A 21,381-nucleotide genomic window follows, 5' to 3' on the forward strand; every position below is an offset into this window, starting at 1 on the left:
TTATCAAAAAACCAAAGCAAAAAAATTACTGCTTATTATTATCCTTCACTAAAAAATGCTTTAAATATAAACCTTAGCTTAGGAATAATATTTAAAGCATTATTTTAATTTAAACTAGTAGTCAAAAATGAACGATTCTCTAAAGCAATAAGCAGTGCACGCGCTGTATCAAAACTAGTAATTAATGGAATATTCTGATTAATTGCCGCTTGGCGAATAATAAAACCGTCAGAATTCTTGGCCACATCGTGCCCCATCGTATTGATTACTAAATCGATTTTACCATTTTTAAATTCAGTCAAGATATTATCATCAGTTTTTGCATGAATTTTATTTACTACAGTTGCATTTAAATTATGTTGCTTAAGATAGCTAGCGGTGCCACTAGCAGCAAAAATACGATATCCAATCTGGGCAAAACGACTAGCAATTGGCAAAACTTCTTTTTTATCACGATCTTCAATAGTCAATAAAACATTGCCGCTATCTGGAATTTGCATATTAGCACCAGCAAAAGCCTTATATAAAGCCTTAGGAAAACTTAAATCGCTCCCCATAACTTCACCAGTTGATTTCATTTCAGGACCTAAATAACTGTCGACATCGGTTAACTTACTAAAGGAAAAGACCGGTGCCTTGACACTAATCATCTTGGGTTCAGGTGCTAAGCCGTCAGTATAGCCTTGTGCTTGCAAACTTTGCCCCATAATTACTCGAGTTGCCACTTGCGCCATTTCAATCCCTGTAATTTTACTTAAAAATGGGACTGTTCGACTGGTACGTGGATTAACTTCAATAATATAAATTTCACCATTGCGCTCAATCAACTGCAGATTCATAATCCCATGACAGTTAAGTTTTAAGGCGAATTTTTTAGTTACTTCAGCAATTTTTTGTTTAATCTCAGGTGAAAAAGTTTGGGCTGGATAGACCGCCATCGAGTCACCTGAATGTACGCCTGCATGTTCAATATGTTCCATAATACCTGGAATTAGCACGTTTTGACCATCACAAATTGCATCAACATCACATTCACGCCCATCAAGATAATCATCAACTAAAATTGGATGACTAGCAGCAATATCAACATGGTTTTGCAAATAATCCGTTAATTCTGCAGGAGTATAAACAATTTCCATTGCTTTACCACCCAAAACATAACTCGGCCGTACTAATACTGGATAGCCTAACTGCTCTGCTGCTTGCATCACACCTTCATGAGTAGTTGCTGTAATTCCTTGTGGCTGCTTTAACTGCAGTTCTTTAACTGCTTGATCAAACAACTCACGATCTTCTGCGCGATTTAAATTAGCAACACTAGTTCCTAATATCTTAATACCATTTTTTTCAAGTCCTGCAGCTAAATTAATTGCCGTTTGTCCACCAAACTGAATAATTACCCCTTCCGGTTGTTCTAAATCGCAAACATTTAGCACATCTTCTAAGGTTAATGGCTCAAAGTATAATTTATCTGAAATCGAAAAATCAGTTGAAACCGTTTCTGGATTAGAATTAATAACAATTGCTTCGTAGCCCATCTTTTGCAAGGCTTTAACACAGTGAACGGTGGCGTAATCGAATTCAACCCCTTGACCGATTCTAATTGGTCCCGAGCCAACTACTAAAACTGATTTTCGAGTAGTTGTTTGACTTTCATTTTCGGTATCATAAGTTGAATAAAAGTATGGCGTTTGCGAAGCAAACTCTGCCGCACAAGTATCAACCATCTTATAAACTGGAACAATCCCCTTTGCTTTACGCAATTGACGAATGCTGCTTTCATCTTCTTGCCAAAGATTAGCAATTGTCTGATCACTAAAACCGTATTTTTTGGCTAACTTGAGAGTTGCAATCTCTTTAGGATGAGCCTGAATGGTTTGTTCTAATTCAACAAGATGCTTTACAATGTCTAAAAAGTAAAAATTAATCTTAGTTAATTCATGTAGATCAGAAATAGAATAATTTCGGCGAAAGGCCTCTGCTAAATAAAAAAGGCGATCATCCTGTACCTTGACTAATTTTTGTTCTAATTCTTCATCACTTGCTTGATGCGCTTGTGGCGCAAAAAAGTCTTTTTGATCAATTTCTAAAGAACGCACCGCTTTTTGAAAGGCTTCTTCACCAGTACGTCCAATTGCCATGACTTCACCTGTCGCCTTCATTTGGGTACCTAAAGTCCGATCAGCCTTAGTAAATTTGTCAAATGGCCACCGTGGAATCTTGCAAACTACATAATCAAGGGCTGGTTCAAATTCAGCATAAGTTGTCCCTGTTACTGGATTTTTGATTTCATCTAGTGTCATCCCAATTGCTATCTTTGCTGCCATTTTGGCAATGGGATAACCCGTTGCTTTCGACGCCAAGGCAGACGAGCGTGAAACTCGTGGGTTAACTTCAATCACATCATAAGTAAAGCTATTTGGATCTAAAGCCAGTTGAACGTTACAGCCACCTTCAATTTTCAAAGCTCTAATCAGCCGTAATGCGCAATCACGTAGTAATTGATATTCCTTATCTGATAGAGTTTGAGCAGGTGAAAAAACAATTGAATCGCCAGTATGAATTCCTACTGGATCAAAATTTTCCATACAACAAACAATCATGGCATGGTCATCGTGATCACGCATAACTTCAAATTCAATTTCCTTATAACCAGCGATTGAGCGTTCAATCAAACATTCGCCTACTGGCGACAATTCTAGACCATTTTTAGCAACTTGGGCTAATTCAGTTGGATCATTACAGATTCCACCACCTGTTCCCCCCATTGTAAAAGCCGGTCGTACAATAATCGGATAACCACATTTTTTACCAAAAGCTAAAGCAGCTTCAACGTTTTTAACACTCTCTGATGGTGGAACAGGTTCACCTAACTTTTGACAAAGCTCTTTAAATTGTTCCCGATCTTCTGCCTGCTCAATTGACTCTAATTTAGTTCCCAACAATTCAATGTTCAATTCAGCTAAAATACCACTTTTTGCTAGCGAAAGTGCCATATTTAACCCCACTTGCCCACCAAGCGTTGGCAAAATTGCATCAGGACATTCCCGCCGGATGATACGCGAAATAGCTGTGACAGTTAGTGGTTCTAAATAAACTTTATCTGCAATGGTTGTATCCGTCATAATAGTTGCCGGATTGGAATTAACTAAAATAACTTCATATCCTTCTTCGCGCAAGGCTAAACACGCTTGCGTACCTGAATAATCGAATTCCGCGGCTTGACCAATAATAATCGGGCCTGACCCAATAACCATAATTTTGTGAATATCTGTTCTTTTAGGCATGAAGTTCGTTTTCCTTTCTTTGATCAATCATTTGCATAAAATAATCAAAAATTCCTTCTTCGTCATGGGGACCTGGAGTTGCATCAGGATGAAACTGTACTGAAAAGGCAGGATATTTTTTATGTTGTAACCCTTCAATTGTACCGTCATTAATCTCAACATGGGTCACTAACAATTGACTTACATCGATTGAACTTGCTTTAACTGCGTAACCATGATTTTGCGAAGTAAAACCAATATTTCCTGTAGCAATTTCGCGGACCGGATGGTTAAAACCCCGATGACCAAATCTCATCTTATAAGTTTTAGCCCCATTGGCTAGAGCAAAAATCTGATGTCCGAGGCAAATACCCATTAAAGGAATTTGCTGCTCAACTTGCTGAACCATTTTTATCGCATCTTGCATTTCCAGTGGATCACCCGGTCCATTGGAAAGCAAAACTCCATCGGGATGAAGGGCTAAAATTTTTTCAGCAGAAGTTGTGTAAGGTACTACAATACAATTACAGTCACGTTTACTAAGTTCACGTAAAATACTATTTTTCAAGCCAAAGTCAACCACTACAATATTACGCTTAGAGCCTGGAACTGGATAAGACTTTGTCGTAGCCACTTGCTTTACTACCCCAGCAGTCACATTAGTCGCACGTAGCTTAGCTATGACTTTGGCAGCATCCTTTTGACTATTGCAAATTTGACCTTTCATCGTCCCAAATTGGCGTAACTTTTTGACCAACATACGAGTATCAATTCCTTGAATTCCCGGAATATCAAGTTGCTCTAAAAAATGCGGTAGCGTAGTTTGCATGCGCCAATTATCGGGATAACGCGCTAACTGATGGCAAATTACCCCTTTAATGCCAGGCTCAAGCGATTCATAATCAGCCAAGGTAATACCATAATTACCAATTAGCGGATTAGTAAAAACCAAAATTTGGTCAGCATATGATTGATCAGTAATTGCTTCTTGGTAACCTGTCATCCCTGTAGTAAACACAACCTCACCCTGTGTCTCACAATTACTACCAAAACCTTCACCTGCGTAGATACTGCCATCTTCTAAAATTAAGTATTTCATTTAATTGCCTTTCTTTTGGTAAACTATCTGACCATTAACCATGGTTAGTTCAGTTTGTCCATAAACTGTTTGTCCAGTAAATGGTGTATTTTTCCCTTTAGATTGGTAGTTGGTTTCATTAATTACACTAGCATTTTTTAAATCAAAAATTGCTAAGTCAGCTGGTTGATTTAGACCAATACGGCCAGTATTTTTTAGTTCAAAAGCTTGAGCAGGTTTTAGAGTAAGCCAATTGAGTAATTGCTCAAGCGTAAAAATATTAGTTCTAACAAAATGTGTATATAACTGGCTAAAGACCGTCTCGCTACCTGTAATGCCAAAAGCTGCTTTAGCAAAGCCCCCACTTTTATCTTGTTTTGTATGCGGTGCATGATCTGTAGCGATTAGATCTATCGTACCGTCTAATAAACCGCCAATCAAAGCTGCTTGATCTTCTGATCTACGTAACGGCGGATTCATTTTATAATTGCCATTGTTACTCATAATATCTTGTTCATTTAAAAGTAAATGGTGTGGCGTAACTTCACAAGTAACATGAATCCCTTGCTTTTTGGCCCAACGAACTAGTTCTACACTAGTTGCCGTTGATACATGACAGAGATGATAATGAACTCCTGTTTTTTGCGCTAGTAATAAATCACGCGCAATCTGTGTTGTCTCTGCCAATTCAGTAATTGGTCGCAAACTCCAAGCCTTGGCTTTTTCACCTTCATTAATTACACCTAGATTGAACAAACTATCATCTTGAGCATGCTCAGCAATAATCAAATCATTAGCTTTAGCTTTTTGCATTGCAAGATACATTGTTTGGGCATCTTGTACGCCGTGCCCATCATTACTTAGGGCAAAGCAGCCAGCTTTTTTAAGTGCGGCATAATCAGGAAATACGTCAGTTGTTTCGTTGACGGTAATTGGGCCATATTGCAAAATATGAACTACTCCGTTTGCTTTATTATTAGTGACCATTTGTGTCATTAAATCAGCATCATTAGGTACAGGAACAACATTAGGCATTGCCCCAACAGTGGTAAAACCACCGTGAGCTGCAGCTAAAGAACCAGTTTGAACATTCTCTTTTGCAGTTTGGCCCGGATCACGATAATGAACATGAAGATCAATTAACCCTGGACTAACTAATTTGTCTGTAGCATCTATTACCCGATCTGCGGTTAAATTACGGCCAATAGCTGAGATTAAACCATGATTGATTAATAAATCGCCTTGCTCTAAGTGACCATTAACAAAAATCGTACCATTTTTAATGACAAGCGCCATTATTCTAGCCCTCCTAGTTTGCGTCCGCGCATCACCGCTTCAAGCATCGCCATACGCATGAAAACTCCATTTTGCATCTGCCGATAAAACATACTTTTAGGTGCTTCAACTAATTCATCAGCTAGTTCAACCCCACGATTAATTGGACCGGGATGCATAATAATGGTTTGCTCTTTTAGGTCAGCGTAACGACGTTGGTTAATTCCATAATCTTCATGATATTTTTTTGCATCAAATTTTTGTTCATTTGGATCACCTTCGTGGCGTTCATGTTGCACCCGCAAGAGCATCATCACGTCAACTTGGTTCACTAATTGATCAAGCTCTTGATATTCACCATATTGATCAAATTCACTATCATACCAATAACTTGGTCCCGAAAAGTAAACCTGCGCCCCCAAGCGTGTTAATAGTTCCATATCACTTTTTGCAACGCGGGAATTGCTAATATCACCTACGATTGCCACTTTTAAGTCTTTAAAATGACCAAAATGCTCATGAATAGTCATCATATCAAGCATACATTGTGATGGGTGCTGACCGCTACCATCTCCACCATTAATTACTCCAATTTGCAAGTGATGCACGTTATCTGGGTGAATCAATTCTTGATAATATTCATTTTGCGGATGGCGAATAACTTCTAAATCAACTCCTAGCGCAGCCATAGTCAAGGAAGTATCATAGAGAGTTTCACCTTTCTTAGTTGAACTATGTTCTGAATCAAATGGAATTACGGTTAAGCCTAATTTGCGCTCCGCCATTTCGAAACTTGTTCTTGTTCGACTAGAATTTTCTAAAAAAATATTTGTTGCATATACTGGTTGGCTTAATTTTGGCGTAGCGCCACCATTTTTAAAATATTCTGCCCGTTCAATAAGAGCTAAAACTTCAGCTGTTGATAAATTTTCTACATTAACAAAGTGTGATAGAGTGACAAAATTTTTAGTTTTCATAATTTAGACGCTTTCTTAAAAAAATAAACCTGAAGCTAATTTATGCTTCAGGTTTAGCAAAAGGGTTTTAAGCTGACTAAATTTTAGTATACAAGCAGCAAAAAAACTCAAACCCTTCTGACCCTCTCTGAAGTCAATTAAATGGCTGAATTATAATAATTTATGACAGTGGTTTTAACTCTACACTATCTTTATGATCAATTTCTTCCACATTTACTGCAACTTGTTCATGGGAAGAAGTCGGGATATTTTTACCGACAAAATCTGCTCGAATAGGCAATTCACGGTGCCCGCGATCAACTAGTACGGCCACCGCAATTGAACTTGGACGACCCAAATCCATAATCGCATCCATGGCTGAGCGAATAGTACGACCAGTAAAAATAACATCGTCAACTAAAACAACATTTTTATTGGTAATATCAACATCGATTGCAGTTGAATTGACAACTGGCTCTTGTGGTAAAGATGCATCATGGCGATCATCACGATAAAGTGTAATATCCAACTGACCTAGAGGAACATCGACTCCTTCTAATTTTTGAATTCGTTCATGAATTCGTTGAGCTAAATAAACTCCCCGAGTCTTAATACCAACTAATACTAAATTTTCAGTCCCTTTATTGTGCTCAATTATTTCATAAGTAATTCGCGTTAAAGCCCGTTTCATCGTTAACGCATCCCAAATTTCTTTTGCCATGTTTTCTCCTATCTATTTTGCCTTAAAAAAGCACCTAATCTACCTTGAGACTAGGTGCTTACTAGAAAGTTAATACTTAATTAAGCTTGCCTTGTTAGCCTCACGGGACTAATTTTAAGGACGATATATATTTATAATATACGTGCGAAAATTTAGATTGTCAACCAAAAGCAAGAGCGACCTTTTAGTTAAATTTTACCTGACCAACCAAATCATTGATATCACTAACGCCCAAATCATCAAGTACTCGAGGAAGAGCTTGAATAATCTCGGGACAAACTAACGGATTATGAAAATGAGCGCTACCAACTTCAACCGCATTTGCTCCAGCTAGCATAAACTCAACTACATCACTCGCCGTTTCAATGCCACCCATACCAATAATTGGCAACTGCGTAGCTACTCGAACTTGATGTACCAAATAAAGGGCAATAGGCTTAATGCCACGACCAGAATAACCGCCAATATTATTCCCAAGTAATGGTTTGCGCGAAGCAATATCAATGCGCATGCCCATAACTGTATTGATAAGAACTAGCCCATCTGCGCCACCATCTTCGGCAGCACGAGCAATTTCCTGAATATTAGTCACATTCGGTGTTAATTTAATATAAATTGGTAACTTAACTTTTTGTTTAATAGCTGAGGTAATCCGTGCTACCATTTTAGGATGGACACCAAAAGTCATTCCTCCTTGGGCAACATTGGGACAAGATAGATTTATTTCTAAAGCATCAACTAAGCGAGCTTGACTTAGTTGATTGGCCACCGTTAAATAACCCGCTTCATCTTCAGCTCCAACACTAGCAATAATTGGTAAATTTGGATAGAGTTTCTTTAGCGCTACTAGTTTTTCATTAATTACTTGCTCTACGCCTGGATTAGTTAAACCAACCGAATTTAAAACTCCATCATCTAAAACCGCAATCTGTGGTTGCGGATTACCTACACGCTTGTTAGGTGTTGTCGTTTTAATTACCAGTGCCCCTAACTTGTTTAAATCATATTTTTGGGCAGCAGCCACGTCGCCAAAGCCAAAGGTCCCACTTGCTGGCATAACTGGGTTTTTTAATTTAAGACCGGGTAATTTAACATTAAGATTGACCATATTTCCCTCCAAAATGAATGCTCTCTGTCATTACAATTATTTCGGGGCTTATTTTACACCTTTTTTTGATTTTTACTAGCTAAAAATCTATTGTATTTTGTCCAATAAGGTGGTAAGCTCGGTATTAGTAAACTTTAAACGGTACAGTGAGACCGCAAGTTCAACATGACTTAATTACTACAAAAGTCTATTTTGATGCGCACTGTACCAAAATAGGCTTTTTTGATGGAGGTTGGCAATGGAAAAAGCAGTATTTATTGCTTTAGATTATGATCGAGAAGAAGATGCTCAAAATTTACTTATGAAATTAGGATCAGCTGACAAAACTTATTTAAAGATTGGAATGGAACTTTTTTATCATTCTGGCTCGCATTTTGTTAAACAATTAGTGGAGCAAGGTTATCACATTTTTTTAGACTTAAAACTACATGATATTCCTAATACAGTTTATCGTGCGGCTAAACAATTAGCTCAACTCGGCGTATTCTGTATTACTATTCACGCATTAGGCGGTAGCGAAATGATTATGGCGGCCAAAAAAGGGTTAGTTGCGGGCACACCTAAGGGTATGAAGCCGCCAAAATTATTAGCAGTCACTGAGCTAACTTCAATTTCAGATGCTATTTTACGAAATGAACAGAACTGTTCTTTATCAATGACCAAACAAGTAGTTAGTCTCGCTCAAACAGCTAAAAAAGCCGGTGCTGATGGCGTCATCTGTTCTCCACTTGAAGTAACAAGCTTGCAAAAAATTATTGGTACTGATTTTCTCTACTTAACGCCAGGAATTCGTTTAGCCAATAATCAAAATGGTGACCAAAAAAGGGTTGCCACGCCAAAGCAAGCCAAAGATTATGGCGCAAGTGCAATTGTAGTTGGCAGACCTATTACTACTGCTACAGATCCAGCGTCTGTTTATCAAATCATTAAAAAGGAGTTTAACTGATGTACCAAGAAAAAATTATTACAAATTTAGTTGATCACAAAATTATTACTATTTCTCCTAATAAGCCTTTTACCTATGCTAGTGGGATGCTTTCACCGATATACACCGACCTACGTCTAACTGTCGCTTACCCCGACCTGCGCGATTGGATTGCTAGCGATTTAGCTGCCTTAATTAAAGAAAAGTATCCTGATGTTTCAATTATTGGTGGGGTTGCTACTGCAGGCATTCCACATGCTGCATGGGTAGCCAGCAAACTTAATTTACCAATGATTTACGTTCGCCCAAAACCCAAAGACCATGGAAAGGGAAAACAAATCGAGGGAATTTTTACTGCTAATGATAAAATTGTTTTAATTGACGATTTAATTACCACCGGTGGTTCAGTGTTAAACGCTGTCGCCGCTACTAAAAAAGAAGGTGGCAATGTTCTAGGGGTTGCATCAATTTTCACCTATTTTTTGAATGATACTAAGAAAAACTTTAACGATGCTACAGTTGATTTTATATCATTATTAACATACCCCGAATTATTAAAGAAAGAAAAAGAATTAAATTATATAACTGCTCCTGAATATGATGCTCTAAAAAGTTGGCATCAAGACCCATGGAAATGGGGCGAAAAATTTAATTAGCCAATTTAATACCAAATTTTTGGGGTAACAATAACTTTAATATATTGGATAATAAAAAAACGCTTGAAAATATCAAGCGTTTTTTCAATATAATTATATATTATAGGATAAATGTTAGGTTAGAATAATGAAAAATAGTTGTTTATTATTTTAGAAGTTAGCTTTTTTAACGTATTTATTAGCACCAACTATATAATACTTCTTACCAGTTAACCGTACAGCACTACCATATGTACGTATATACTTACCCTTTTTAATTGCCTTCTTCTTTATACGTTTTATTTTATTATTATAAACATATGAATTGTGCTTCAACTTTCTTAAAGTACCATCAATGTTTGTCGCAATAATAAATTTATCATTACCTAAATTATAATATTTCCGGCCTTTAATAAATTTTGTGCCAAAAGTATTTACTTTAGTAAATGAAGTATACTTTTTAGATAAACGAGTTCCATTTGAATCATAAACATATGCAGTATGTCGTATAACCTTTTTAACAGCAACTTTAGTTACATCAGTACCGTTTGAATTTTTGTTTATATCACTACCATTGTTAGCGCCACCGTTTGTGCTACCGTTGTTGGTGCCACCGTTGTTGGTGCCGCCGTTCGTGCCACCGTTGTTGGTGCCGCCGTTTGTGCTACCGTTGTTGGTGCCGCCGTTTGTGCCACCGTTGTTAGTGCCACCGTTTGTGCTACCGTTGTTGGTGCCGCCGTTTGTGCCACCATTCGTAGCTGTTTCTACCTTAACCTGAACAGGTACTTCATCGTAAGTATTATCAGAATAATCGACATGAACTATAGCGTTGCCTAGTTGCTTACTTACATCAGTATCTTTAGCACCATCAATTATTGTACCGTCAGCAGCTGCTATAACACCACCGTCTATCACATTTCCTTGATTATCCATTGCTTTACCAGGTACCCATTGTACCCCAGTAATCACTTTAGTATTAGATAAAGCATCAATTGTGCTTGATGTGCCGTCAACAGAATTGTTTATAGTAAGTATATCTTTACCTAAGCTGACCTTACCATTTTTAGCAGTTTGCTTAAGACTTGTAACATCATAAATTCCAGCTCCGGTTTTAGCTAAAACATCATCTAAATCAGTACCAAGCTGAAGTCCAGGAACCGTTTTAATACCTAAAAGCCTATTAATTTTTTCGGCAAGCTCACCACCCTCTAATTTATTGAGAATAGGTACTCCACTTGCATCAAATAATGGTCCATTCAAAAATGAACAATAATTTTCCAGATCTTTCATAGTACCAAAGTCTGTAAATGTTTTATTTGCTTTACCTTTTTTACTAATTAAACTAAGTGGAGTTTGATAATCATTAACTAAAGTTTCATTTAAACCAGTAAGATTTAATTGTGGCAAAATAGTATCAATAATATCTGAGGCAATTGGAATTTTATGAAGTGCTAATGCCATCAAGTTTGAATGAGTGGCAGTTAGAACCCAGTTTTTACGCAAAGCCATGTCAGACATGCCAATATTTTTACCTGTTATATCCGTACCTAAATAGCGAATTTGGGGACGCTTAACATCTGGATTAGTACTTATAATTTTTACGGATGCAGGGTTATTTGCAGAAAGAAATACCCAGTTAGCTAATGGATCTAGCAATTCTGCTTTAATTGCTGGAGCGTTGTCAACTAATTTTAATCTTGCACCATCATTAACTTCAATATTTAGTAAAGTATTTTCGCAAAGTCTTGTTACAGTAGAATCAAGATAAACATTTACATTTGCATTTTTACCTATTGTAAATTTAGAACCTAGTTTTATACCTTTAATTGCATTTATCAGGTCATCTTTATTATTAACATGGTTAATATCAGGAATCAAATTATTAATGGTGTTCATTAGTTCTCCATTAAACAACTGAACTAAATTTCCCGCATTAACAGCCAAATTTACTCCATCATTAACAATTAAATTCCCATCAAACAAGGTTGAATTTTTTGAATTCTTATTATTACTTTTATAATTAATGGTTGAATCGCCAATTACGTTAACGCTAACACTAATCAATTGTGAATCAAGACCGCCACCAAAAGTAATTCCATTAGTAATTACTTTGTCTAAAGTGATTTTCCCAAAATCACCAATAGTTGTCCAAGGAATATTGTTAACTATCGGTAAATGAGTCAAATAAGCACCCGTACCATTAATGGTAATGTTCTTAAACGTAATATTAGGTAAGCCTAGAGATTGAATAATATTACCACTTAATTGATTATCATTCAGGTTCAAAGTGTGTCCCTGACCATCAATAATCTTATCTCCTTTTACCCCAATTTCACCTAATTTGTTGAGCCAAGTATCAGTAAATCCATGTGGAATCTCAACATCTCCTAGCAAATTTACATAATGCTTATCTCCACTTCCCATAGCAGTAACAAAGCCCTCGGCAGTACTAACATTAGAAGTATTAATCTCATCAGCCACCATGGTGATATTAGCTTTATCTGTTTGAATTTCAGACTTATCTGTTTGAATTTTAGACTTATCTGTAGTATCATCTTGTCTGGTAATGTTGGCAGAATCTGGAGTTACAGATTCATTGGTTTCATTACTAGAAAATTTTAAGAATGTCTTTAAACCCTGATATGATGTTACATTAGATTTAGATTCATTCTTTGTTTCATTTGAAGTAGTTTCTGTGTTAGTGGCACTAGAGACTACTTTTTCTTTTACGTCAGGGCTGGTTACTGTTACTTCATTTTCACCAACTACAGCGGTATCTGTTTCTGGACTAATTGTATCAGCCTTGGCAGTTTGAGAACTTAACCCAACGAAGCTCAATCCGATAAGTACTGAAGCAGCTCCAACTGTTAATTTTCTAATAGAAAACCGATCATGCTTAGATTGCCTTTCTATTTTATTTAACTTTTCATTGAAATTATTTTTTCCTAACATAACTTCTCTCTTTCCTAGTTATATTCATAACCATTACTTAATTATATTTTGCAACATTACTATAATGTGTTACACATCAAGTTTAATAAAAACATTCAATTAAGTCAATAATATAATTGGTATAAAATAAATATCAATAGTAAATATATAAAAAATATTGTATTATTAAATAACGATTTTAAACTTTTTTTGAGAAATAAAATATTTATGTTATCAAATAATAAATATATATATTATTATTTGATAACATAAATAGTAATATTAATTGATATTAAATTTAATTATTAATTTAATGCTTAGTATTTAAATTAATATTTTTTATATAAAATTAAAAAATATTAATTGGTATATGTATACTATATGTGATAAACATAATAAAAAGCAACGAATTACTTTTGTAATTCGCTGCTTTTTAAATATTATAACCACTAAAGGCTTAATAACCCATATACCGATTTCTTTCCCAATCAGAAACAGTTTGTGTATATTGCGACCATTCTAATTCTTTAGAACTAATAAAACTTTGTGTTAAATGATCACCCAAAGCAGCTTGAATCAACTGATCGTCCTTAAACGCTTTAAGCGCATTGTGTAATGTAGAAGGCAATGGTTTAATTCCTAATTCATCTCGTTGTTGTTGACTTAATTCAAATAAATTGCAATCAACAGGATCCATTGGCATTTTTTCCGCTTTAATACCTGATAGTCCCGCACTTAAGCATGCTGCCAAAAGCAAATATGGATTAGCAGTTGGATCAGCCGAACGCATTTCTAAACGAGTATTAATTTCTTCTGCCGAAGGTACCCTTACCATTGGTGAGCGATTTTTAGAAGCCCAAGATATATAAACAGGTGCCTCATAACCCGGAATTAATCTCTTATATGAATTAACAGTTGGATTACCTACAGCAGTAATAGCTCGCGCATGCTCTAAAATTCCATTTAAAAAGTAAAGTGCTGTATTTGATAAATGGAATTTATTATTATTATCATAAAAAGCATTCTTATTGTCCCTAAATAAAGACATATTAGTATGCATTCCATTACCTGCTTCACCTTGAAGTGGCTTTGCCATAAATGTTGCATATAAACCGTGTTTTTTAGCAATTTCACGGACAATCATTTTAAACATTTGCACACGGTCTGCAGTCGTTAAAGCATCGTCAAATTTAAAATCAATCTCTTGTTGTCCCACGCCAACTTCATGGTGGGCAGCTTCAACTTCAAAACCAATGCTTTCTAACGTTTCAACAATATCTCTACGACAACTGGCACTTTCATCATTAGAAGTCAAATCAAAGTAAGAGGCATGATCAGGAACTTCCGTAGTCCAATTTCCATTACTATCAAGTTTAAGTAAATGAAATTCTGCTTCAAAGCCAATATCAAACGCTGAAAAACCCATCTCTTTCATTTCATTAAGGACACGTTTCAAATTATTACGCGGATCACCAGTAAATGGCTGTCCATCGGTTGTATGAACAGAGCAAATTAGGCTACCAATCTTTCCGCCTCGACTATCAGTCCATGGTAAAACTGACCACGTTGAAAAATCAGGATATAAAACCATATCACTTTCTTCTAACCGAACAAAGCCATCAATTGAAGAACCATCAAAACGAATATCATTTTCTAAAACTTTTTCAAGTTGACTATTTGGAACTTCAACTGCTTTTAACGTTCCATTAATGTCAGTAAACATTAATCGTAAAAATCGAACATCGTTATCAGCGACACTTTTTCTAATATCATCTTCTGAAATTTTGTTTGTCATGCTTTTCCCCTAAAAATATAAACCACTAATAATTGGTATAGTTTACAAAAGGCCTTGACCTTTATACTAAACTTTGATTAATAGATTAACAAATCATTAGATAAAAGTCAAAATGGTATAACTATTTTGAGATAAATTTTATCAAAGCTTTACTTCTGACTTACTTCAATTACTGATTAAAAATTATTAATTAAAAAATAATTCATTTACGGCATTGGTAATTGCTAGTTTAACATGCGCATATGTCAATCCACCTTGCATATAAATTGCATACGGTGGTCGAATTGGTCCATCTCCGGAAAATTCAATGCTGGCACCCTCAATAAATGAGCCATCGGCCATAATCACCTTATCTTCATAGCCAGCATCATTACTTGGAACTGGATCAACAAAAGAATTAATGGGTGAATTTGACTGAATAGTCTTAGCAAAATTAATCATTTTTTCTTGATCATTAAAAATTACAGCTTGAATTAAATCCGTCCGCTCAGCATTCCATTTAGGCGAAACTTCAAGCCCCATTCGTTCTAATATCGCTGAAGTATAAATAGCACCCTTAATGGCATTGCCAGTTACGCTTGGTGCAATAAATAAACCCTCAAAATAGTCAAGATTATTATTTAGGCTTGCACCTTCAAAGCGGCCAATTCCGCCAGCTGTTAAACGATGGGCCGCATTTTCAATTAATTCATGTTTACCCACAATATAACCGCCGACCTTTGCCAAGCCACCACCAGCATTTTTAATCAATGAACCAGCCATTAAATCTGCCCCATATTCAGTTGGCTCATGCTTTTGGGAAAACTCCCCATAACAATTATCAATAAAAATAATACTGTTAGGACTCGCTGCCCGAATCATCGTAATCATCGGCCTAATTTTTTCAACGGTAAAGCTTTGGCGCGTATCATAACCACGTGAGCGTTGAATTACGACCATTTTAGGTTGATGAGCAGTTAACAATTTTTCACATGCAGCAAAATCAACTTCACCGTTTTTTAAATCAACATGAGAAAATTTAACACCATATGACATTAAACTCCCACGCCCATCGCCAGCAATGCCAATCACCTGTTGCAGTGTATCGTATGGCATTCCAGTTATATAGGTTAGTTCATCCCCAGGTAACAAGTTACCTGCCATAGCTGTTGCCAAGGTATGCGTGCCCGAAACAAATTGTGAACGAACTAGAGCATCTTCTGTGCCAAAAATTTCTGCATACATGCGGTCAAGTTTATCTCTACCACTATCATCAGAACCATAACCAGTACTGCCAATTAGGTCAGCTTCAGCAACCTCTTCCTTTTTAAAAGCTTGTAATACCTTATTCTGATTGAAGAGTATAATATCATCAATCTTTGCTAATTGCGGTGCAATCTGCAGATCAATTTCACTAACAAGATGCTGTAGTTCTTTGGGCCAATTATTCATTTAACCATGCCTCTACTTTCTGTTTAATTTCTTTTGTACAATTATTGTTTTTTAATGGGTCTACCCAATTAACTGGTAATTGATGGCGAAAATAGGTCAACTGTCTTTTAGCATAATGTCTTGAGGCGGTTTTTAAATCAGCTATACATTCTACCAATTTTTTTTCACCGGTAAAATAAGGAAAAAATTCTTTGTACCCGATTGCCTGCAATACTTGATATTCTTGTTCTTTATTTTGAAAAATATATTCTGCTTCTTTAAGTAAACCCTGCTCCATCATCTGGTCAACCCGCAGATTAATTCGCCGATATATTTCTTGACGATCTGCATTTAAGCCGATTATTAAATAATTATAACGCGGCAGAATTTCTTCTTGCTGTTGCGAAAATTTTTTCCCTGTTCGCTCAATTACCGTCAAGGCACGTAACACACGTCGTGAATTATTGGGTGAAATTTTACGAGCAGTTGCAAAATCTTGAGCAGCTAGTTGTTGCCAAAGTTGTGCAGCTCCATTTTGCTTTAAATACATATTCCATTTTTCAGCGATTGCACTTTCTTGGCTATTTTTTTCACCAAGCTGCATTTGATTGAGAAAAGCATTAACATAAAAGCCCGTTCCCCCTACAAGGATCGGCAATTTGTTTTTTTTAGTAATTTCTTGAACGGCATTTTTAGCATCATGAACAAAATCAACTACTGAATATGGTGCAAAAATTGATTGTGTATCAACTAAATAATGTTTAACAGCTTGTCTTTCTGAATAAGTTGGTTTAGCTGTTCCTACTGCAACTTCTTGATAGACTTGCATTGAATCGCCAGAAATAATCTCACCAGACAGCTCTTGCGCCAAAGAGATTGCCATACTAGTTTTACCAATAGCAGTTGGTCCAACAATTGCTAATATTTTTTGCATTTTCACTTTCCTTAATATTATATAGAAAAAAACACGTTTGAATAGTCACAAACATGTTTTTAAAATTAGTATTTAGCGGACTTAGTTCTGCCATTCCATTCATCAAAGCCATTTTTTAACCACTTGATTTTTGAAAAATTATTTTTTTGTAAAAACCTAGCAGCCCGCAAGGTAACCGAAACGGAATCAGAATATAAGTACACAGGTAAATCAGTCCTTAATTCAGCATATTGATACTTTAACATTGTATACGGAATATTTCTGGCACCATCAATATGCTTTCTTTTGAAGGGCTCTTTTTCACGTAAATCAACAATTTGAGCTTTTCGCATTCCTTGTTTAAATTCATCGTTTGACAAGTCGCCATTACCTAGACGCTTAGCTTGAACTTTATTCCACAGCCATACAAACACAAAAGCAAGTATAATCACAACTAAAACAATGTCTATAATAATCAATAGAGTTGACATAAATTATTCTCTCCTCTAACTTTTATAAATAATATACTCCTAAATTCAGTTAAGAGCTATGTTTATCCTTTTCTATTTGCTCTTCATACTCATGTTCATGACGCAAAATCATTTTAGCTATTAGATAGTCGTGTTGGCTAATTAAATGAGAACGATTAATGTTATCAAGTTCAAGTGCCATTAACTCAATATCCCATATCCGTTTACCAACATGAACAAGCACACCATATTTTTTTAAAAGTTGTTGTACATCATATAGAGTTTTCATTATATTTTTATAATCATACCTGTTCTAATAGTTGCTAGTACATAGATAAGTAATAAGCAACTAGCAATTACACGCCATTTAAAGGAATAACGCTTCATTGTCTTATCACCAATAATTATTGCAAGTAAAAAGCCAGCAATAAAGCCACCAATATGACCCTGAATATCAATATTTGGTACAAATAAATCTAAGCCAATATTAATCAAAGCAAGCCAAAATGACTGCCTACCAAGATAAGTAAGAATTGGATTGGCTCGATTTTGCAAGGCGATTGCAGTCATGGCACCAAAAATTCCAAATAAGGCAGTAGATGCTCCTGCACTGATTGCTTGATCACTGCCCAAGGCTAAACTTAATAAATTACCACCTACGCCAGATAATATATATAAGATCAAAAAACGCCAATGACCAATAATTTCTTCCAAATACATACCTAAATAATAGATCATTACAGCATTAGAAATAAGGTGCATCATCCCGATATGTAAAAATTGAGCAGTAAATAGGCGCCACCACTGTCCCGCAGCAACAATCGCATAATTATTCATTGCCCCCATTTTGACAAGTACATATGTGCTTTCCGAGCCACCTAAAGCAACTTCAATTATATAAACAAGCAGCAGCGCTATTAATATTAGCACCGTCATATAACAATTACGCAAATTCTGTCTTTGATTCATTATAACCTCTAATTATTTTTAAATTTCATGTGGTGTAATAATAGTTTTTAGCGGGATATCGGTTTTTTCAGCTTGCCAACTCATATGCGCAAAAATCATTTTCGTATTAGCCAGAGCAATAGTTGGCGTATGGGGATGTTTAGCTAAAAAACGATCATAATAGCCACCACCAAAACCAATCCTCTGCTTTGAATCAAGGGCAAAGGCGACACCTGGAACAATAATCAAATCAAGTTCATTATTGACTTTAGCATTAGTATCTATTACTTCCTCAACACCAAACTTTGATCTAGCAACCTTACTATTATAATTATAGGCGACAAAATCTTGCGTATGTTCACGATTATTGTATGACCGAGCTAAATAAACCTCCTTACCCTGCTCCCATAAATTAGCTATCAAGTTAGATGTATCGACTTCATATGGCAAAGACGAAGTAACACCGATTCTTTGGCTATGCTGTAATAATTTTAAATTCATTAATTTTTCAAGCAAAATTAAATCATCAAGCTCTTTTGCTGCAGTAGCTGCATAATTTTTCAAACACTCAATTTGTTTTTGTCGAAGTTCTTTTTTATTCATAATCATTTCATACAAAAAATAGCAGGAGCATAGGCCCTTGCTATATTAGTTTATTACTTAGTTTCACGATGAAGAGTTGCCTGTCTTTCAACTGGGCAATACTTCTTCAAACTTAAACGTTCCGGATGCTTACGCTTGTTTTTCTTAGATAAGTAACTTCTATCGCCACATTCGGTGCATTCCAAAATGATGTTATCTGCCATTTCTTTCACCACCTAAATTTATTCTGCCTGAATTAGTTTAGCATTTTCTACAACTTTTTGCCAGTATTATTTATTAATTTCTATTTTTTATGTAACTTAAAATAATCTTCAACCATTGCTTTAGTCATTTGAAGGGTATAGGAACCCTCTAAATCAGGGTCAAGTCCAGGGAAAATAACTGCTGTGGCAATTTCAGGTTTATCTGACGGAGCATAACCAACAAAGGTAGCATTAACCAATTCAGGTGGATTCTTTTGCCGCGGATGCTCTGGATCAAAATAAAAAGTTTGAGCTGTTCCCGACTTACCTGAAATAGCTGGCTTGACATCTTTTAACTTATGCGCTGTTCCCCAGGAATTGGTTCCATGAACAACCCGCCACATTCCCTGCCGAACAACATTTAGCTCATCAGTTGTCCAAGGAATCCGTAATTGAACATTAGGCTTTTTATTATAGTCGACATAGACCTTTTTGCCATCATTAGCCGTATGCCCAATTGACTGTACAACGTAAGGCTGCATCCGATAACCTCCATTAGCAATGGTGGAAACATATTGCACCATTTGGATAGGAGTATAAGCATCGTAATTACCATAAGACAAGTCTAAAACTGAACCGGACAAAATTTGACCTTGTTCATTAAATGACCGGCCTTGAATACCAGCAATTTCTCCTGGTAAATCAACACCAGTCTTTTGCCCCAACCCAAACATATTGAAATTATGACGCAAAGTATCAAAAGCCGTTGCAGGCATACTAATTTTGGTCTTAGGCACATAGTCAGCATGAATCCAATTCATAGCCAGATGCATCATATAAATATTACTAGAAACTTCAAGTGCTGTTGCAGCATCAAGTGCCCCAAATGTCCCAACTGGATATACTGATTTTTTAATTGGCGTACCTGGTAAATAAACTGGCGTATCTGGTAAAGTATTATTGGTAGGCGTAATTACTTTATTGATTAAACCGCCACCAACCATCGCTCCTTTAACCACTGATCCCATAACAAAAGACTGATTAATAACACCTAATGCATTGTTCGTCGTCTTATTTTTATTGGGATCTCTACTAATACCAGCGATTGCTAACAATGCACCAGTTTTAGGATTCATTGCTACTGCATAGGCACCATTTGAATAATGTGCTGCACCAGAAGCTAGAGCTGAGGCATAAATCTGCTCAAGTGATTTTTGTACTTCTTTTTGGTACTTAGCATCTAGTGTAAGAATTAAACTTGAACCAGCTTGACCTGAATAAACTAATTTGGATTGTTCAATTCCACCAGCTGTTTTGGTCCAAATCTTACTGGTTGCCTTAGTTCCCCTTAAAAGTGGTTCATATTCTTCTTCTAAATATGATGTTCCTACACGATCATTGCGTGAATAGCCGTTAGTCAAATAATATTGTAAGTTGTCACTAGGTAAGCCAGCTTTTTCAGTAGAAACTGAACCAATAATACTTCTAATAGATGAGCCGTTAGGATAAGATCTCTGCCAATCAGTACCAATTCCAACCCCAGGCAATTCTGAAAGATGCTCACCTATTTCAGCTATTTCCTTATCGGTTAAATCATTATTTTTGATATAAATTGTTGATAAGGTATAGGCGCCAGAAATTTTATTGAAAATTATTGCCGCGGTTTTTTGCCGTTCAGTTAGCTTAATATGTTCTTTTAGTACTTGACTTTTGATTCGTGCGTTAATAAGATTATCATCTTGTGTTTCACGAATAGATTTAGGTACTTTAGCCGCCTCTTGGGTACTATTTTTTTTATTAGCTAAATAGTAATCAACAACCTGCTGACTAGTGGGCTTTTCATCCTTTATTTGTAAGTACTGGCTAAGTAAATTAGAAATTTTATATATATCATCAGCCGTTGTAGAGACACTTTTAGTATAAGTAATTGCATTTTTAGCCTTGTTACCAACCAAGACACGTCCTTTATTATCATACATGACACCTCTTGGGACTTGACTAGAAACTACCGCGGAATTAGATTTTTGAACTTCTGCCTTAAAGCGCGAGCCATAACCTATCTGCAAATATGCTAGTTGTCCAACCAAAGTAGCAAAAAGAATAAAAATAATTCCTAAAATTAGCTTCATTCTAATTGGTGTTGAAGACTGCTTTTTCGAGTTTGT

General features: G+C 36.0%; 18 protein-coding genes. 2 read left to right on the forward strand and 16 right to left on the reverse strand.

Features of this window, described 5'->3' with window-relative positions; translation table 11 throughout:
• Positions 1-104 precede the first annotated feature (104 nt).
• From carB to F5ESL0233_RS05535, 6 genes are all read right to left on the reverse strand, one after another.
• A complete protein-coding gene (gene carB / locus F5ESL0233_RS05510; RefSeq protein ID WP_122059166.1) occupies positions 105-3,287 on the reverse strand; it encodes a carbamoyl-phosphate synthase large subunit in 3,183 nt (1,060 codons plus the stop codon).
• On the reverse strand, positions 3,280-4,365 hold the full coding sequence (locus F5ESL0233_RS05515) for a carbamoyl phosphate synthase small subunit (protein ID WP_122059167.1): 1,086 nt from the start codon (positions 4,363-4,365) through the stop codon (positions 3,280-3,282). Before F5ESL0233_RS05515 ends, carB begins: the two co-directional genes overlap by 8 nt.
• Positions 4,366-5,640, reverse strand: coding sequence for a dihydroorotase (locus tag F5ESL0233_RS05520; RefSeq protein WP_122059169.1), 1,275 nt, complete (start codon positions 5,638-5,640; stop codon positions 4,366-4,368).
• Positions 5,640-6,596: an aspartate carbamoyltransferase catalytic subunit gene (locus F5ESL0233_RS05525; RefSeq protein ID WP_122059170.1), complete on the reverse strand. Its 957-nt coding sequence runs from the start codon at positions 6,594-6,596 to the stop codon at positions 5,640-5,642. Before F5ESL0233_RS05525 ends, F5ESL0233_RS05520 begins: the two co-directional genes overlap by 1 nt.
• A 160-nt stretch (positions 6,597-6,756) precedes the next feature.
• On the reverse strand, positions 6,757-7,296 hold the full coding sequence (gene pyrR / locus F5ESL0233_RS05530; protein ID WP_090092843.1) for a bifunctional pyr operon transcriptional regulator/uracil phosphoribosyltransferase PyrR: 540 nt from the start codon (positions 7,294-7,296) through the stop codon (positions 6,757-6,759).
• A gap of 184 nt (positions 7,297-7,480) precedes the next feature.
• Entirely contained in the window at positions 7,481-8,404 is a 924-nt protein-coding gene (locus F5ESL0233_RS05535; RefSeq protein WP_122059172.1) for a dihydroorotate dehydrogenase, read from the reverse strand.
• 238 nt (positions 8,405-8,642) lie between these two features.
• Between F5ESL0233_RS05535 and pyrF the strand changes: the two genes are divergently transcribed.
• Positions 8,643-9,350, forward strand: a complete 708-nt coding sequence (pyrF, locus tag F5ESL0233_RS05540; RefSeq protein WP_122059174.1) for an orotidine-5'-phosphate decarboxylase — start codon at positions 8,643-8,645, stop codon at positions 9,348-9,350.
• On the forward strand, positions 9,350-9,985 hold the full coding sequence (gene pyrE / locus F5ESL0233_RS05545) for an orotate phosphoribosyltransferase (RefSeq protein ID WP_122059175.1): 636 nt from the start codon (positions 9,350-9,352) through the stop codon (positions 9,983-9,985). Before pyrF ends, pyrE begins: the two co-directional genes overlap by 1 nt.
• A gap of 150 nt (positions 9,986-10,135) precedes the next feature.
• Here pyrE and F5ESL0233_RS05550 read toward each other — a convergent pair whose 3' ends face one another.
• From F5ESL0233_RS05550 to F5ESL0233_RS05595, 10 genes are all read right to left on the reverse strand, one after another.
• A complete protein-coding gene (locus F5ESL0233_RS05550) occupies positions 10,136-12,916 on the reverse strand; it encodes an SLAP domain-containing protein (RefSeq protein ID WP_122059177.1) in 2,781 nt (926 codons plus the stop codon).
• Positions 12,917-13,352: 436 nt separating this feature from the next.
• Positions 13,353-14,690 (reverse strand): type I glutamate--ammonia ligase, encoded by a 1,338-nt coding sequence (gene glnA / locus F5ESL0233_RS05555; RefSeq protein ID WP_090092851.1) that lies wholly within the window; start codon positions 14,688-14,690, stop codon positions 13,353-13,355.
• A 186-nt stretch (positions 14,691-14,876) separates the two neighbouring features.
• The gene (locus F5ESL0233_RS05560; RefSeq protein WP_122059179.1) at positions 14,877-16,121 is read right to left on the reverse strand and encodes a methionine gamma-lyase family protein; all 1,245 of its coding nucleotides are present in this window, start codon (positions 16,119-16,121) and stop codon (positions 14,877-14,879) included.
• Positions 16,114-17,034, reverse strand: coding sequence for a tRNA (adenosine(37)-N6)-dimethylallyltransferase MiaA (gene miaA, locus F5ESL0233_RS05565; protein ID WP_090092853.1), 921 nt, complete (start codon positions 17,032-17,034; stop codon positions 16,114-16,116). Before miaA ends, F5ESL0233_RS05560 begins: the two co-directional genes overlap by 8 nt.
• Positions 17,035-17,099: 65 nt before the next feature.
• Positions 17,100-17,504 (reverse strand): rhodanese-like domain-containing protein, encoded by a 405-nt coding sequence (locus F5ESL0233_RS05570; RefSeq protein WP_090092854.1) that lies wholly within the window; start codon positions 17,502-17,504, stop codon positions 17,100-17,102.
• Positions 17,505-17,553: 49 nt separating this feature from the next.
• On the reverse strand, positions 17,554-17,772 hold the full coding sequence (locus tag F5ESL0233_RS05575; RefSeq protein WP_090092855.1) for a YqgQ family protein: 219 nt from the start codon (positions 17,770-17,772) through the stop codon (positions 17,554-17,556).
• On the reverse strand, positions 17,772-18,452 hold the full coding sequence (locus F5ESL0233_RS05580) for a rhomboid family intramembrane serine protease (RefSeq protein ID WP_090092856.1): 681 nt from the start codon (positions 18,450-18,452) through the stop codon (positions 17,772-17,774). Before F5ESL0233_RS05580 ends, F5ESL0233_RS05575 begins: the two co-directional genes overlap by 1 nt.
• A gap of 18 nt (positions 18,453-18,470) precedes the next feature.
• Positions 18,471-19,034: a 5-formyltetrahydrofolate cyclo-ligase gene (locus F5ESL0233_RS05585; protein WP_090092857.1), complete on the reverse strand. Its 564-nt coding sequence runs from the start codon at positions 19,032-19,034 to the stop codon at positions 18,471-18,473.
• A 53-nt stretch (positions 19,035-19,087) separates the two neighbouring features.
• Positions 19,088-19,237 carry a 50S ribosomal protein L33 gene (gene rpmG / locus F5ESL0233_RS05590; RefSeq protein ID WP_090092858.1) on the reverse strand — a complete coding sequence of 50 codons (150 nt, stop codon included), beginning with the start codon at positions 19,235-19,237 and terminating at the stop codon, positions 19,088-19,090.
• Positions 19,238-19,317: 80 nt separating this feature from the next.
• The gene (locus F5ESL0233_RS05595; RefSeq protein WP_122059267.1) at positions 19,318-21,345 is read right to left on the reverse strand and encodes a penicillin-binding protein 2; all 2,028 of its coding nucleotides are present in this window, start codon (positions 21,343-21,345) and stop codon (positions 19,318-19,320) included.
• Positions 21,346-21,381 lie beyond the last annotated feature (36 nt).

The sequence above is a fragment of the Lactobacillus sp. ESL0233 genome, assembly GCF_003692995.1.
GTDB classification, from domain to species: domain Bacteria; phylum Bacillota; class Bacilli; order Lactobacillales; family Lactobacillaceae; genus Lactobacillus; species Lactobacillus bombicola.